The following is a 16,585-nucleotide window of genomic DNA, read 5'->3' as shown; positions in this document are numbered from 1 at the left end:
CCTCCGACAGCACGATGATCGAGTGCCCGTCCTCGAACACGTACTCGTGGACCTGCGGCTTGATCTCCTGCTTGCGGACACCCGGCACCTTCTCCAAACCGGCCATGTCGATCTCGTTGTCGAAGTGACCGATGTTGCCCACGATCGCCTGATGCTTCATCCGCGTCATGTGCTCCGCGGTGATGATGTTGAAGTTCCCCGTCGTGGTCACGAAGATATCCGCGGTCTCCACCACGTCTTCCAGGGTCGTGACCTGGTAGCCGTCCATCACCGCCTGCAGCGCGCAGATCGGGTCGACCTCGGTCACGATCACCCGCGCACCCTGGCCGCGCAGCGATTCCGCCGAGCCCTTGCCGACGTCGCCGTAGCCGCAGACGACCGCGACCTTGCCGCCGATGAGCACATCGGTGGCGCGGTTGATGCCGTCGACCAGGGAGTGCCGGCAGCCGTACTTGTTGTCGAACTTCGACTTGGTGACCGAGTCGTTCACATTGATCGCCGGGAACAACAGATCCCCGGTCTTCGCCAGCTCGTACAGCCGGTGCACACCCGTGGTGGTCTCCTCGGTGACACCCTTGATCTCACCGGCGATCTTAGTGAACCGCCGGCCGTTCTGGGCGAGGCTGGCGCGCAGGGTCTCCAAGATGACCTTGTACTCCTCCGGGTCATCCTCGCCCGCGTTCGGCACCACACCCGCCGCCTCGAACTCGACACCCTTGTGAACCAACAACGTGGCATCGCCACCGTCGTCGAGGATCATGTTCGGACCCTGGCCGTCACCGAACTGGAACAACTGGTCCGTGCACCACCAGTACTCCTCCAGCGACTCACCCTTCCACGCGAACACCGGCACACCCGCAGGCGCCTCCGGCGACCCCTTCGGGCCCACCACGATCGCCGCCGCAGCCTCATCCTGCGTCGAGAAGATGTTGCACGACACCCACCGGACCTCCGCGCCCAACGCCACCAAGGTCTCGATCAGCACCGCCGTCTGCACCGTCATGTGCAACGAACCCGCAACCCGCGCACCCTTCAACGGCTGCGAACCCGCATACTCCTTGCGAGTCGCCATCAGGCCCGGCATCTCATGCTCCGCCAACCGGATCTGATGCCGACCAGCCTCGGCCAACGACAAATCCCGGACAGCGAACTCAAGGCCATTGACCTTCTGCAACTTGACGCTCATGGTTTCCCTTCTCGATTTCCCATGCGGTTGCGGGGGTGGATCAGGTGTTGAAGTACTTCGCCTCGGGGTGGTGGGCGACGATCGCGTCGGTGGACTGCTCGGGGTGCAGCTGGAACTCCTCCGAGAGCACCACGCCGATGCGCTCCGCCTCCAGCAGGTCGACGATCTTGGCCCGGTCCTCGATGTCCGGGCAGGCGCCGTAGCCGAAGGAGTACCGCGCGCCTCGGTAGCCGAGCTTGAAGAACTCCTGCACGTCGGCCGGGTCCTCCTCGGCCACCGAACCGCCGGCGGCCCACTGGAGCTCCCGCCGGACGCGCCGGTGCCAGTACTCGGCCAGCGCCTCGGTGAGCTGCACGCCCATGCCGTGCACCTCCAGGTAGTCCCGGTAGGCGTTCTTGGCGAACAGCTCGTTGGCGTAGTCGGCGATGGGCTGGCCCATGGTGACCAGCTGCACCGGCAGCACGTCCACCTGGCCGGTCCGCTCGGCCTGCTCGCGCGTCCGGAAGAAGTCCGCCAGGCACAGCCGCCGGTCGCGCTTCTGCCGCGGGAAGAAGAACCGGTGCCGCTCCTGGGCGTCCGGCTCGTCCTTGTCCAGCACCACGAGGTGGTTTCCCTCGGTCACGCACGGGAAGTAGCCGTAGACCACGGCGGCGTGCTGCAGGATGCCCGCGGTGGACAGCTCGTCGATCCAGTGGCGCAGCCGCGGCCGGCCCTCGGACTCGACGAGGTCCTCGTAGGACGGCCCCTCGCCCTTCTTGGCGCCGCGCAGCCCCCACTGGCCGAAGAACGTGGCCCGCTCGTCCAGCAGCGCCAGGTAGTCGGCGACCGCGACGCCCTTGACCACCTTGGAGCCCCAGAACGGCGGCGTCGGCACCGGCGCTTCGGCGTCCACATCGGACCGAGTGGTGTCCTCGTAGGACGGTTCTTCGCCCTGGTCGGCCTTGCGCTTCTCGGCGATCCGCAGCGACCGCTCGCGGCGCGCCTTGCGCTCGGCCTTCTTCGCCTCCTCGGCGGCGTTCTCCTCCGGGTTGTCGCCGCGCTTGATGGACATCAGCCGGTCCATCAGGTGCAGGCCCTCGAAGGCGTCCTTGGCGTAGCGCACGTCGCCCTGGTAGAGCTCGTCCAGGTCGTGCTCCACGTAGGAGCGGGTCAGCGCCGCGCCACCGAGCAGCACCGGGTACTTCTCGGCGATGCCCCTGGAGTTCATCTCCTCCAGGTTGTCCTTCATGATCACCGTCGACTTCACCAGCAGGCCGGACATGCCGATGGCGTCGACCTTGTGCTCCTCGGCGGCTTCCAGGATGGCGTTGATCGGCTGCTTGATGCCGATGTTGACCACGTCGTAGCCGTTGTTGGACACGATGATGTCGACCAGGTTCTTGCCGATGTCGTGCACATCGCCCTTGACGGTGGCCAGCAGCAGCTTGCCCTTGCCGCCGGAGTCGTCCTTCTCCATGTGCGGTTCGAGATAGGCGACGGCGGCCTTCATGACCTCGGCGGACTGCAGCACGAACGGCAGCTGCATCTGACCGGAGCCGAACAGCTCGCCGACGACCTTCATGCCGGCCAGCAGGTTCTCGTTGATGATCCCCAGCGGCGGCTTCTCCGCCATCGCCGCGTCCAGGTCGGCTTCCAGCCCGTTGCGCTCGCCGTCGACGATCCGCCGCTCTAAGCGCTCGAACAACGGCAGCTTCGCCAGCTCCTCGGCCCGCGAAGCACTGCTGGACTTCGCGGTCTTGCCCTCGAAGAGCTCCATCAGCTTCTGCAGCGGGTCGTAGCCCTCGCGGCGCCGGTCGTAGACCAGGTCGAGCGCGACCTCCCGCTGCTCGTCCGGGATCTTGTTCATCGGCAGGATCTTCGAGGCGTTGAGGATCGCGGTGTCCAGCCCCGCATCCCGGCATTCGTTGAGGAACACCGAGTTCAGCACCTGCCGCGCCGCCGCGTTCAACCCGAAGGACACGTTGGACAGACCCAGCGTGGTCTGCACGTCGGGATGGGTGCGCTTGAGCTCCCGGATCGCCTCGATGGTCTCGACGGCGTCCTTGCGGACCTCCTCCTGCCCGGTGGTGATCGGGAACACCAGGCAGTCGATGATGATCGCGGACTCGTCCAGGCCCCAGTTCTCGGTGAGGTCGGCGATCAGCCGCTCGGCGACGCGCAGCTTCCACTCCTTGGTGCGCGCCTGCCCCTCCTCGTCGATGCAGGTGCCGACCACCGTGGCGCCGTGCTCGCGCACCAGCTCCATCACCTGGTGGAAGCGCGAGTCCTCGCCGACGCCGTCCTCGTAGTTCACCGAGTTCACCGCGCACCGGCCGCCGAGGCTGTCCAGCCCGGCCTCGATCACGGCCGGCTCGGTGGAGTCCACCATGATCGGCAGCGTCGATGCGGTGGCCAGCCGGCTGGCCAGCTCCCGCATGTCCGCGGTGCCGTCCCGGCCCACGTAGTCCACGCACAGGTCCAGCATGTGCGCGCCCTCGCGGGTCTGGCCCTTGGCGATCTCGACGCAGTCGTCGTAGCGCCCCTCCAGCATCGCCTCGCGGAACGCCTTGGAACCGTTGGCGTTGGTGCGCTCGCCGACGTTGAGGATCGAGGCGTCCTGCTCGAACGGCACCGTCTGGTACACCGACGAGATCGACGGGACGAACTCCGGGGTCCGCGGCGCGGGCGCCAGCGGCGCGACCGCCTCGGCCACCGCGCGCACGTGCTCGGTGGTGGTGCCGCAGCAGCCGCCGACCAGCCGGGCGCCGAAGTCGTTGACGAACCCGACCAGCGCCTCCGCCAGCTCATCGGGCTGCAGCGGGTACACCGCGCCGTTGGGGCCGAGCTGGGGCAGACCGGCGTTGGGCATCACCGAGATCGGGATCCGGGAGTTCTGTGCCAGCACCCGCAGGTGCTCGCTCATCTCCGCCGGACCGGTCGCGCAGTTCATCCCGATCAGGTCGATGCCCAGCGGCTCCAGCGCGGTCAGCGCCGCGCCGATCTCCGAGCCGACCAGCATCGTGCCGGTGGTCTCCACCGTGACCTGCGCGATGATCGGCAGCCACCGGCCGGTCTGGGCCATCGCCCGCTTCGCCGCCACGATCGCGGCCTTGGTCTGCAGCAAGTCCTGGGAGGTCTCCACCAGCACCACGTCGATGCCGCCGTCGAGCATGCCCAGGACCTGCTCGACGTAGGCGTCGCGCAGGACGGGATAGGGCGCGTGGCCCAGCGTCGGCAGCTTGGTGCCCGGGCCGACCGAACCGAGCACGAACCGCGGCCGCTCCGGCGTCGAGTACTCGTCGGCGGCCTCGCGGGCCAGCGCCGAGCCCGTCTCCGCCAGCTCCCGGATCCGCTCCGGGATGTCGTACTCGCCGAGGTTGGCCAGGTTCGCGCCGAAGGTGTTGGTCTCGATCGCGTCCGAGCCCGCCTCCAGGTAGCCCCGGTAGATCGAGGACACCACGTCGGGCCGCGTGACGTTCAGGATCTCGTTGCAGCCCTCCAGGTTGGCGAAGTCGTCCAACGTCAGGTCGAACGCCTGCAGCGCGGTACCCATGCCGCCATCGGCGACGAGGACCCGTTCGCCGAGGGCGCTCAGGAACCCGCTCGGATCGTTCTGCCGATCTGCCATCCCCTGCTACTCCCCGTTCTCAGCCGAGCTTCGACTGGACCTCGGCCGCGGCGGCGTCACCGTACGCCTCGGCGATGCGCGCGACGAACGAGTCGCGCTCCACCTGGTACTCCTGCGGACCGTCGGTCTCCAGCGAGACGGTCGCCAGCGTGCAGCCCAGCTGCAGCGAACGCTCCAGGTCGAGGTCGTGGTACAGCCCCGCGAGGAACCCGCTGCGCAGCGCGTCGCCGACGCCGGTCGGGTCGCCCTTCTGCTTCTCCTTCGGCGGCGCGACCTCGACGGTCGGCTCCGACTTGGACTCCACCTGCACGCCCTTCGGGCCCAGCGAGGTCACCCAGAGGCCGACGCGGTCCAGCACGTCGGCGTGCGTCCAGCCGGTGCTCTGCAGCAGCAGGCCGTGCTCGTACTCGTTGGTGAAGAGGTACTCCGCGCCCTCGACGAGCCGGCGGATCTCCTCGCCCTCCATCCGGGCCAGCTGCTGGCCCGGGTCGGCGACGAACCGGTAGCCGCGGTCCCGGCACTCCTCGGTGTGCCGCACCATCGCCGCCGGGTCGTTGGGCGAGATCACCACCACGTCGAGGCCGCCCAGCCGGTCGGCGACCGGCTGGAGCTCGATCTCGCGGGCCTCGGCCATCGCCCCCGCGTAGAACGAGGCGAACTGGTTGTGGTCGAGGTCGGTGGTGCAGATGAACCGCGCGGTGTGCTTGGTCTCGGAGACGTACACCGACGCGGTGTCCACCCCGTGCCGCTCCAGCCATCCGCGGTACTCGTCGAAGTCCTGGCCGACGGCGCCGACGAGGGCCGAGCCGACGCCCAGCTGGCCGAGGCCGAAGGTGATGTTGGCCGCGATGCCGCCGCGTCGCACCTCCAGGTCGTCGACCAGGAACGACAGCGAAACCTGGTGGAGCCGATCGGCGACGAGCTGATCGGTGAACCTACCGGGATAGGACATCAGGTGGTCGGTGGCGATCGAACCGGTCACCGCAATCCGCACTGCTTTACTCCTTCACCAGGGCCGGCTGCCGCTGCGGCGCCGACCTTTGAAGCTCCATTGGACCCCGTCGCCGGTCACGACTGACCGCGGGGCGCCATCGGCACGCCCCGCAGTCTGCCGCCACGGCTATCGAAGGTCGACGTCAGATACCGGCGGCGCTCTTCAGCGCCTCGGCCCGGTCGGTGCGCTCCCAAGGCAGGTCGACGTCACTGCGCCCGAAGTGACCGTACGCTGCCGTCTGCGCGTAGATCGGCCGCAAGAGGTCCAGGTCACGCACGATGGCGGCGGGCCGCAGGTCGAAGACCTCGTTGATCGCGGCCTGGATCTTCACCGGGTCGACGTTCTCGGTGCCGAAGGTCTCGACGAACAGGCCCACCGGGGCGGCCTTGCCGATCGCGTAGGCGACCTGCACCTCGATGCGGCCGGCCAGGCCCGCGGCGATGGCGTTCTTGGCGACCCAGCGCATCGCGTAGGCGGCCGAGCGGTCCACCTTCGACGGGTCCTTGCCGGAGAAGGCGCCGCCGCCGTGGCGGGCCATGCCGCCGTAGGTGTCGACGATGATCTTCCGGCCGGTCAGGCCCGCGTCGCCCATCGGGCCGCCCACCACGAACCGACCGGTCGGGTTCACCAGCAGCCGGGTGTCGGCGGAGTCCAGGCCGACCCGCTCGATCTCCGGGTCGATGACCTTCTCCTTGATGTCGCCCGCCAGCATGCCCTCGAGGTCGATGTCGGCGGCGTGCTGCGTGGACAGCACCACGGTGTCCAGGCGAACCGGCTGGTCACCGGCGTACTCGATGGTCACCTGCGTCTTGCCGTCCGGCCGCAGGTAGGGCAGCACCCCGTCCTTGCGGACCTTGGTCAGCCGCCGCGACAGCCGGTGCGCGAGGGCGATCGGCAGCGGCATCAGCTCGTCGGTGTCGGTGCAGGCGTAGCCGAACATCAGGCCCTGGTCGCCGGCGCCCTGCTTGGCGATCTCGTCGATGACGCCCTCGACGCGGGACTCGTGCGCGACATCGACGCCCTGCGCGATGTCCGGCGACTGGGAGCCGATCGCGACGTTCACACCGCAGGAAGCACCGTCGAAGCCTTTGGCGGAGGAGTCGTAGCCGATCTCCAGGATCTTCTCCCGCACGATCGTGGGGATGTCCGCGTAGGCGTCGGTGGTCACCTCGCCGGCCACGTGCACCTGGCCGGTGGTCACCAGCGTCTCCACCGCGACCCGCGACCGCGGGTCCTGGGACAACAACGCGTCCAGCACGGCGTCGCTGATCGCATCGCAGATCTTGTCCGGGTGCCCCTCGGTCACCGATTCACTGGTGAACAACCTGCGGTTGATCTCACTCACGACTGCTCCTCACCTCACAGCTGATGCAGCACTGATCCTTGCGTACGGATGTGACGATTTCCTGAGGGGGTCTCAGGCGCGGGCGTGGATGATGCCCCAGGCGAGGTTGCCCGCCTTGCCACCTGCGACCCAGTTCTTCAGACCCGTCTTCATCTTGGTTCGGTATTCGTCGCTGATCCAGTCCGCCAGCTCCGCTTCCCGGCCCTCGAGTACTTCTAGAACGCGCCCATAGTGCACGGCTAGGAACTCGGTCAGGTCCTCGAAGTCGAAGTTCTGCAGGCCGAGGCGGGCCAGCTCGCGGCGGTAGAAGCCGGGCGAGCCCATCGTCTCCAGGTTCAGCCGGTCCAGGATCGACCCGAGGTCCTTCAGCTTGGCGCCGTCGGCGGCCATCGGGTCGGTGAAGATGAAGGAGCCGCCGCCCCTGAGCACGCGGGACACCTCTTCCAGGACCCGCTCCCGGTCGCCGCTGTGCAGGATCGCGTCCTGCGACCAGACGATGTCGAAGGCGTTGTCCTGGAACGGGATGTCCTCGAAGGAACCGTCCTTGACCTCGATCAGCTCGGCCAGTCCCGCGGCCCGGGTGAACTCGAGGTTCCGGCCGTTCTCGACCTCGCTGAGGTTCAGGCAGGACACCTTGCAGCCGTACGTCGCGGCGAGGTAGCGGGCCGCGCCGCCGTAGCCGGAGCCGATGTCCAGGATGCGGGTTTCCGGGGTGATATCGACCTTGGCGGCCATCCGCTCCACGGTGCGCCGCGAGGCGCTGTCGATGTCCTCGTCCGGAGTCTGGTAGAGGCCGATGTGAATGTCGTTGCCGCCCCAGACGTGGTAGTAGAAGTTGTCCGCGTCCTCGGAATTGTAGTAATCCCGCGCGGTGTGCACCGCGGTCGAGTACACGTCGGAGAGCTCTTCGTCCGGCCGGTACTTCTTCTCCGCCACGTGGATGAAGAAGTCGGGTTCGGCGTCGTGGTAGGTCTCCTGGAAATCGCCGTAGGTGTCGATCCGCTGGAAGCCGACTTCGCGCATGAGCCGCCGCGTGTAGTTCTTCCGGAGCGGGTACATGTTCAAGAAGAATTCAGATTTGTCCGGGAACGTGTACTTGAAGCGCGCGAGGCCCTCGTCGATGTAATCGGGCTCCGCGGAAACGTCCTCGCCGGCGTAGTAGTAGGTGTGTTTCGACGAGAATCCGTTGTCCAGAATCGAGTCGTAATTTCGTTGATCGATGATCAGCACGCCGTCGTGCTTGAGCATCGCGTAGAACTCGGCGAGCGCTTTGCGCCGATCCCGTTCGGAGAACAGGTGCGTGAAGGAGTTGCCGAGGCAGATGATCGCGTCGTACTCGCCGTGGACGTCACGATTCAGCCAGCGCCAGTCGGCGTGCACCACGCGGAGGATGTGGCCGCCGTAGGTGAGGCCGTTGCTGAACGCCTTGGCGAGCATCTGCGGGCTGCCGTCGGCGCTGACCGCGTCGAAGCCCTCCTCCAGCAGCCGCACGGAGTGGAAGCCGGTGCCGGTGGCGACGTCGAGCACCGAGCGGACGCCACGGGCCTTGAGCTGGTCGATGAAGAACGAGCCCTCGCTCTGGTAGCGCTTCTTCCAGTCGATCAGCTCGTCCCACTTCTCGACGAAACCGCCGACGTACTCGAACGTGTAGTGGTCAGATTCGCGCACTTCCAACGGGTTCTCGCCGAACACCTGCTCCTCGCGTGCCACCAGATCAGCGGTGTCCTGAGATCCGGGCTGCTCGCTCGAAGCAAGATCGTCCACGCTCTTCGCCATTCTTCACTCCCACCACTCACGTTGGTCATGCGCCACCGCAGAACTCGGGGCCGCGCAAATCCGTGCCCGAGCTCGTCTCGTGGCCGTGTCGGGTCGCCACTGCGAAAAAAGGCAACGCCTGTACCGGCGTGGGCAGCCGAGAAACGCTCAAGGCCGCGACACCTACGCCGATCACCGCCAGTCGGCATCCTTGCCGACCGGCCCTGACGCGATATTCCTGCGTCGGTTAACTAACCTAGGCGAAGGAGATCGCAAAGCAAGCGTACAAACGTGTGACGCTAATCACCAGAATACGATGAATGCGTGATTTCCACTGTCACCCTGGGTGAATAAATGCGCTGCCACCTGCGCCGATTCGGCGCATTTTCGAGAGACACAACGATCACGCGAGTGCAGAATGTCAGCGATCTGTGTATACTGGCGCCCGCTTTGCCTTACCACAACAACTGCAAATTACACAACCGCGATTCCCGTCAAAATTATGAAGACTGGGCAGCGTGGCGGTTGACTTTTTCTCTTTTCATTGAGTTCATCGCGGCGCGGAGCACAGATATTACGGTGCCCGCCTCACGCATGCGAGCCATTTTTCCGCACCGGATCCGGCCCACCGGCCGCCGGCCACCGCCCTCCCCCATCAGGCCTGCTTCACGCTCCCCTTGCCGGGACGATCGGCGGAAGGTTCCTCGCCGCATCGGCCCTGGGGAAGTGTGGCACGCGCCCCCGGCGCGTGCCACCGCAGCAACGCCCGGCTCAGCCCTTCAGTTCGGGGAAGTCCTCTTCTCGGAATTCGCGGTTTTCACCGCCGGGTCCGCCACCGGATCCACCGCCGGACCGGTGCAGTTCATCCTCCCGGCCGCGCAGTTCGACGCGGCGGATCTTGCCGGAGATCGTCTTCGGCAGCTCGTAGAACTCCAGCCGCCGCACCCGCTTGTAAGGGGCCAGGTGCTCGCGCGCGAAGCGCAGGATCGACAGCGCCGTCTCCGGCGTCGGTTCGTGCTGCCCGGCCAGCACCACGTACGCCTTCGGCACCGCGAGCCGGATCGGGTCCGGCGACGGCACCACCGCCGCCTCGGCCACCGCCTCGTGCTCCAGCAGGACGCTCTCCAGTTCGAACGGCGAGATCCGGTAGTCGGAGGCCTTGAACACGTCGTCGGTGCGCCCGACGTAGGTGATGTAGCCGTCGGCGTCCCGCGATCCGACGTCACCGGTGTGGTAATGCCCGCCGCGGGTCACCTCGGCGGTGCGCTCGGTGTCGTCGGCGTAGCCGGTCATCAGCCCGACCGGGCGCGGCTGCAGCGCCAGGCAGATCTCGCCCTCCTCGGCGGGTTCCCCGGTGACCGGGTCGAGCAGCGTCACCTCGAAGCCGGGCAGCGGGCGGCCCATCGAGCCCGGCCGGACCGGCTGGCCGGGCGTGTTGGCGACCTGCACGCTGGTCTCGGTCTGGCCGAAGCCGTCCCGGATGGTGACCGACCAGGCGCGCCGCACCTGCTCGATGATCTCCGGGTTCAGCGGCTCGCCCGCACCGACCACTTTGGACGGTGGCGTGGCCAGGCTGCCGAGATCGGCCTGGATCAGCATCCGCCAGACCGTCGGCGGCGCACAGAAGCTGGTGATGCCGCAGCGCTGCATCTGCGCCATCAGCCCGGCCGCGTCGAACCTGGTGTAGTTGTAGATGAACACCGTCGCCTCTGCGTTCCACGGCGCGAAGACGTTGCTCCACGCGTGCTTCGCCCACCCCGGCGACGAGATGTTCAGGTGCACGTCGCCCGGCTCCAGCCCGATCCAGTACATGGTCGAGAGGTGGCCGATCGGGTAGGACACGTGGGTGTGCTCGACCAGCTTCGGCTTCGCCGTGGTGCCGGAGGTGAAGTAGAGCAGCATCGGGTCCTCGGCGCGGGTGGGCCCGTCCGGGGCGAACTCCGCGGCGGCTGCCGAACTGTCCGCATAGGACTCCCAGCCCGGCACCGGGTCGCCGACCGCGATGCGGGTGTAGTCGCCGGGCACGTCGGCGAACTTCGCCGCGTCGGCCGCGGTGGTGACCACGTGCCGGGCCCGGCCGCGGTCGATCCGGTCGCGCAGGTCGGCCGGCCCGAGCAGCGGGGTCGCCGGGATGATCACCGCGCCCAGCTTCATCGCGGCCAGGATCGTCTCCCACAGCTCGACCTGGTTGCCGAGCATCAGCACCAGCCGGTCGCCGCGGGACACGCCGAGCCCGCGCAGCCAGTTGGCGACCTGGTTCGAACGGCGCGTCATGGCGCGGAAGGTCACCTGGTGCTCGCTGCCGTCGGCGTCGACGATCCACAGCGCGATGCCGTCGCGGCGCTCGCCGATCGTGTCGAACCAGTCCAGCGCCCAGTTGAACTCGGCGGGCTTCGGCCACTCGAAATCGCGTCGCGCGGTCTCGTAGTCCTCGCGGTGCCGCAGCAAGAAGTCCCGGGCGGCGCGAAACACCTCCGTCGCGGTGCCTTGCGGGGCTGAGGAATAACCGGTCACGTGCACACCCTCCTGGACTCGGCTGAGTCGCCCGATCACTTGACCGGGCCAACAACGTAACCTCGTGAGCCCTACCGATCCATGGCGCTTGCTCCGATTTGCGGGCGCTCTTTCGGCCGCGTTGACTGTGCGTGCGTTCATGGTCATTGTTGTCGGTTGATGGGTGATTGCTTTTCGCCTTCTTCGGCAAGTCGGTCTGGAGGCAATCGTGCTGCTGCGCGCCCTGCTGCTCACCACGCTGTTGGCCACCGCCTCCGGGATTCCCGCGACCGCCGCCGTGGCCGCCGACCCGTGGCGCCCGAAACCGCCGCCGCTGGCCACGCCGTGGACCGACGAGGTCGGTCCGGACAACGCCCTCCCCGAGTACCCGCGCCCGCAGCTGACCCGCGAGCGCTGGCTGAACCTCAACGGATTGTGGTCCTACGGCGGCGGATCGACCCCGCCGGCCGCGGCGGCCGAGAAGATCTTGGTGCCCTTCCCGCCGGAATCCGGGCTCTCCGGCGTCCAGCGCCACGACGACCACATGCTGTACCGGCGGACCTTCGAGGTGCCGCCGGGCTGGTCGGGGCAGCGGCTGCTGCTGCACTTCGGCGCGGTGGACCAGAAGGCCGAGGTGTCGGTCAACGGCCGCACCGTCGCGGTGCACGAGGGCGGCTACACCGGGTTCAGCGCCGACATCACCGACGCGCTGCGCCCCGGCGCGAAGCAGCAACTGTCGGTGGCCGTCGAGGACCGCAACGACGCCAACCCTTACCCGGTGGGCAAGCAGCGCAACGAAGCGGGCGGGATCCTCTACACCGGCGCGTCCGGGATCTGGCAGACCGTCTGGCTCGAACCGGTGCCCGAGGCGCACATCGCCAAGCTCGACATCACCCCTGATCTGCGCGGTTTCGAGCTGACCGCGCGCACCTCGGCGCGCGCCGGGCAACGGGTCGAGGCGGTCGCCTTCGACACCGAGGGCCGCGAGGTGGGGCGCGCCGAAGGCCCGGCCGACACGGCGCTGCGGCTGGCGGTGGCCGATCCGCACCTGTGGACGCCCGACGACCCCTACCTCTACGACATCGCGGTCCGGCTGGTCGGCGCCGACGGGCGCACCGTCGACGCCGTCGGCAGCTACGGCGGGCTACGCACCATCGAGCTGATCGACGACTCGCAGGGGCGGCCGCGGATGGCGCTCAACGGCCGGATCCTGTTCCAGCACGGGCCGCTGGACCAGGGCTACTGGCCGGACGGGATCTACACCGCGCCCACCGACGAGGCGCTGCGGTTCGACCTCGCCGAGACCAAGCGGCTCGGGTTCAACATGGTGCGCAAGCACGTGAAGGTCGAGCCGGCCCGCTGGTACTACTGGACGGACCGGTTGGGCCTGCTGGTGTGGCAGGACATGCCGTCGCTGCCGATCGACCTCGCCGACCCGCCCGGCAGCAACCCGCCCCCCGGCGAGGAGGCCCGCGCGCACTACCGCGACGAGCTCACCGCCATGATCGACCAGCTGCGCAGCGTCCCGTCCATCGTGGCCTGGGTGCCGTTCAACGAGGGCTGGGGCGAGTTCGACACCGCCGAGATCGCCGAGCTGGTCCGGCGCACCGACCCGACCCGGCTGGTCAACGCCAACAGCGGGGTGAACTGCTGCTACTCGCTGCCGGACAGCGGCGCTGGCGACATCTACGACGACCACACCTACGTCGGGCCGGGCAGCCCGGAGGTGCGCGGCGAGCGGGCGTCGGTGGACGGCGAGTACGGCGGGCTGGGGCTGGTCGAGGAGGGCCACCTGTGGCCCGGCAAGCCGGGCGCGTACGAGATGACCAACAGCCGCGCCGAGCTGACCGACCGCTACGCCGAGGTCAGCGCCGACCTGGCCCGCATCGTCTCGGCCAACGGCCTGTCCGCGGCGATCTACACCCAGACCACGGACGTGGAGAACGAGGTGAACGGCTTCCTCACCTACGACCGCCGGATCCTCAAGCCCAACCCGGACGTGGTCCGCGCCCGCAACCAGGCGGTGATCGACGCGGGCACGCCCTGACGACTGGCGGCCGGGCCGCCCACCGGCCACAGTGGATGGCGATCACCCGGGACCGGCGCGATTTCGCGAGGAATCGACCGTCACCCGGGTGAGCGCCGTTCTCCCGCGAAATCGCGCTCCCCAGGAGGTCCAGGATGCGACGTTTCAGCCGGCGGGCCGCGCTCGCCACCGCTGCCGGTGCGACCACCGCCGCCGCTCTCAGCGGCAGCGCCGCCGCGCAGCCGGCCGATCCGGGCGGCGGCCGGTGGACGGCGAACGGGCGGCTGTACGAGATCCGCTCCGGGCGGCAGCGGGCCGTGATCGCCGGGGTGTCGGCGACGCTGCTGTCCTGGCAGGTCGACGGCGTGGAAATGCTGCTGACGCACCCGGCTGACGACGTCGGCGAGGGCTACCAGGGCAAGACGATCCTGCCCTGGCCCAACCGGATCGACCACGGCCGCTACACCTTCGGCGGCAAGGAACTGCAGGTCGCGATCAACGAGCCGGAGCGGGACACGGCGCTGCACGGCCTGATGAGCTTCGTGGAGTGGCAGCCCGTGCGGCACTGCGCGGACGGCGTCGCCCTGGAGTACGTGTTGCCGCCGGACTACGGCTACCCGTTCCGGCTGGCGTTCCGGATCGAGTACGAAGTGGACGCCACCGGGGTGCGAAGCACGTTGAGCGCCAAGAACATCGGCGACACCGACGCCCCGTTCGGCACCGCCAACCACACCTATCTCGGTGCCGGCGGGGACCGCATCGACGACATCGTCTTCGAGTTGCCCGCCGACACCTACTACGTCGTCGACGACCGGCTGATCCCCACCGGCACCGCCCCGGTCGAGGGCACCGACTACGACTTCCGGTCGCCGCGCCCGATCGGGGCGACCGAAATGGACACCGCGTTCACCGGGCTGAGCCGCGGCGGCGCGGTGGTGCGGTTCGCCCGCCCGGACGGCGTGACCGCCGAGCTCTGGGTCGACCGCACGCACGGCTACCTGCAGGTCTACACCGACGACAGCCCGGCGACCGACCGCCCGGGGCGGGCCGGGATCACCGTGGAGCCGATGACGTGCGCGCCGAACGCGTTCGTCACCGGCGACGGCCTGATCACCCTGCGGCCGGGCGAAACCCACCGCGGCACCTGGGGTTACCGCATCGCGGGCTGATCGGGTCGCGAGTGCGCTCAGGCCGCAGCCACGCCGTAGGCCTTGGCCAGGTCGTCGAGGACCAGGTTGGCGGCCTGCACGCCGATGCCCGACATCCAGGTCTCGTCGGGAACCGGGAACACCCGGCCGTTGCGGACCGCGTTCATCCGGGTCCACAGCGCGCTGGACTCCACGGCCTTCTGCTGGGTCTTCTCCGGGGACACCGCGGTGGTGACGAAAACGGTGTCCGCGTCGGCCATGTCGATGAGCTCGGGGCTGATCTCGTTGTCGAACTCGTCGGCGTTCTGCGACGGCGGCCGGGTCATCCCGGCGTCGGTGAGGACCACGCCCGAGAAGTTCGACTTCTGGTAGAGCCGGATCTTGCCCGCCATGAAGCGGGTCACCGACACCGTCGGGGCGGTGCCGCCGTTCTTCGCGATGATCGCGTCGCCGATCCGCTTCGCCCGGGCCTCGTAGGCCTGCAGCGCGGCCTGCGCCTCGGCCTCCTTGCCGAGCGCCGCGGCATGCATGGCGAGGTTCTGCTTCCAGGGGAAGCCGGTCGTCTCGGTCATCACCGTCGGCGCGATCCGGGCCAGCTGGTCGTAGAGGGCGTCGTGGCGGACCCTGCTGGTGAGGATCAGGTCCGGCTTGAGCGAGGCGATCAGCTCCAGCTTCGGCGAGTCCGACGGGCCGACCAGGGCGGTGCCGCCGAGCTTTTCCCGCAGGTAGGCCGGGAACTCCTCGCCGGTGGACAGGTGCGGCGGGATCGCCGCGACCGGCGTGATGCCCAGCAGCGTCACCGAATCCAGCTCGGCGGTGTCGAGCACGACCACCCGCTCCGGCTTCTTCGGGATGGTCACCTCGCCCTTGGCGGTGGCGATGGTCCGCGGGAAGCCCGCTCCCGGTTCGGCGGCCGGCGCGGCGGCGTTCGGCGCGGCACCGCCGCAGGCCGCGGTCAGCGCGACCAGCCCGGCGGCGACCAATGCGCCCGCGGTGCGCATGAATCGTCGTTGGCGCATCTGGGTTTCCTCTCGATCGGGGTTGAACGTCGACACCGCCGACGCGCCCCCCGCGACCGGCGAAACCGCACGCACTTTACTTAGGCAAGCCTTCCCTGATCAAGGGCTGTGTTTCCGGTCCCGCTGCGCTATGATCCGCCGTTCGGCGCACCAGTAGAGTGACCGGGTGGCCGAGTACATCCAGATTCCGACTCCTGCCGGGAAGTTCGACGCCCTGACCGCCGGTCCCGAGGACGGCCGCCCGGTGCTGCTGCTGCACGGCTTCCCGGAGGCCGCGGTGCAGTGGAGCGAGCAGCTCTCGGTGCTCGGCGGCGCGGAGTGCTTCGCGGTCGCGCCGGACCAGCGCGGCTACTCCCCCGGCGCGCGGCCCAAGCAGGCGACCGACTACCGGCTGGCGGATCTGGTCGGCGACGTGCTGGCCATCGCCGAGCACTTCGGCTGGCAGCGCTTCGACCTGGTCGGCCACGACCTCGGCGCGATCGTCGCGTGGGCGACGGCGGCAGAGCACCCGGACCGCGTCCGCACCCTGACGGCTGCGTCGATGCCGCACCCCGACCCGTTCTTCGAAGCCATCCGCTCCGACGAGGACCAGCACCAGCGCTCGGGCCACATGCAGGTCTTCCAGTCCTCGGGCGCGGAGAAGACGCTGCTGGCCGACAACGCCAAGAAGCTGCGGCAGATCTACTACCCCGGCGTGCCCCAGCACCACGTCGACGACTACGTCCAGCGGCTCACCGAGCCGGGCGCGTTGACCGCGGCGCTGAACTGGTACCGCGCCATGCGCTACAGCGGCCGGATCGGCCCGGTCGAGGTGCCGACGCTGTACGTCTGGAGCACCGAGGACACCGCGGTCGGTTCGACGGCGGCGCTGGCCACGGGCGACCACGTCACCGGCCCCTACCGGTTCGAGATGCTGGAGGACGTCTCGCACTGGATCCCGGAGGAGGCCCCGGAGACCTTCATCCGGCTGCTCCTCCAGCACCTGGTGGCGCACCAGGCGTGACGGGCCCGC

General features: G+C 68.7%; 10 protein-coding genes. 3 read left to right on the top strand and 7 right to left on the bottom strand.

Going from position 1 to position 16,585, the window contains the following annotated elements; translation table 11 throughout:
- The 6 genes from ahcY to BLW84_RS31500 all read right to left on the bottom strand — a co-directional run.
- A partial coding sequence (gene ahcY / locus BLW84_RS31525; RefSeq protein ID WP_093272859.1) for an adenosylhomocysteinase occupies positions 1–1,186 on the bottom strand: 1,186 nt, incomplete at its 3' end.
- Between the two features lie 40 nt (positions 1,187–1,226).
- Complete coding sequence (metH, locus tag BLW84_RS31520; RefSeq protein WP_093272857.1) at positions 1,227–4,793, bottom strand: methionine synthase; 3,567 nt, start codon at positions 4,791–4,793, stop codon at positions 1,227–1,229.
- A 19-nt stretch (positions 4,794–4,812) separates the two neighbouring features.
- The gene (locus BLW84_RS31515; RefSeq protein WP_093272856.1) at positions 4,813–5,787 is read right to left on the bottom strand and encodes a carbohydrate kinase family protein; all 975 of its coding nucleotides are present in this window, start codon (positions 5,785–5,787) and stop codon (positions 4,813–4,815) included.
- A 142-nt stretch (positions 5,788–5,929) separates the two neighbouring features.
- Positions 5,930–7,132 carry a methionine adenosyltransferase gene (metK, locus tag BLW84_RS31510; protein ID WP_093272853.1) on the bottom strand — a complete coding sequence of 401 codons (1,203 nt, stop codon included), beginning with the start codon at positions 7,130–7,132 and terminating at the stop codon, positions 5,930–5,932.
- A 72-nt stretch (positions 7,133–7,204) separates the two neighbouring features.
- On the bottom strand, positions 7,205–8,908 hold the full coding sequence (locus tag BLW84_RS31505; RefSeq protein ID WP_093272850.1) for a glycine/sarcosine N-methyltransferase: 1,704 nt from the start codon (positions 8,906–8,908) through the stop codon (positions 7,205–7,207).
- A 750-nt stretch (positions 8,909–9,658) separates the two neighbouring features.
- The gene (locus tag BLW84_RS31500; protein WP_177226791.1) at positions 9,659–11,407 is read right to left on the bottom strand and encodes an AMP-binding protein; all 1,749 of its coding nucleotides are present in this window, start codon (positions 11,405–11,407) and stop codon (positions 9,659–9,661) included.
- Positions 11,408–11,609: 202 nt separating this feature from the next.
- Between BLW84_RS31500 and BLW84_RS31495 the strand changes: the two genes are divergently transcribed.
- Both BLW84_RS31495 and BLW84_RS31490 read left to right on the top strand, forming a co-directional pair.
- Entirely contained in the window at positions 11,610–13,427 is a 1,818-nt protein-coding gene (locus BLW84_RS31495; RefSeq protein ID WP_093272846.1) for a glycoside hydrolase family 2 protein, read from the top strand.
- A 134-nt stretch (positions 13,428–13,561) separates the two neighbouring features.
- Entirely contained in the window at positions 13,562–14,575 is a 1,014-nt protein-coding gene (locus BLW84_RS31490) for an aldose 1-epimerase family protein (RefSeq protein WP_093272842.1), read from the top strand.
- Positions 14,576–14,592: 17 nt separating this feature from the next.
- On the opposite strand, the gene BLW84_RS31485 is transcribed toward BLW84_RS31490, so the two are convergent.
- A complete protein-coding gene (locus BLW84_RS31485; RefSeq protein ID WP_177226790.1) occupies positions 14,593–15,573 on the bottom strand; it encodes an ABC transporter substrate-binding protein in 981 nt (326 codons plus the stop codon).
- 166 nt (positions 15,574–15,739) lie between these two features.
- Here BLW84_RS31485 and BLW84_RS31480 point away from each other — a divergent pair, with 166 nt between their 5' ends.
- Entirely contained in the window at positions 15,740–16,576 is an 837-nt protein-coding gene (locus tag BLW84_RS31480; RefSeq protein WP_093272836.1) for an alpha/beta fold hydrolase, read from the top strand.
- Positions 16,577–16,585: the final 9 nt, after the last annotated feature.

Origin of the sequence: Saccharopolyspora shandongensis (assembly GCF_900106995.1) — a bacterium.
Taxonomy (GTDB): domain Bacteria; phylum Actinomycetota; class Actinomycetes; order Mycobacteriales; family Pseudonocardiaceae; genus Saccharopolyspora; species Saccharopolyspora shandongensis.
The sequence above is the reverse complement of the archived record's forward strand: the minus strand, read 5'-3'. Positions and strand labels throughout refer to the sequence as shown.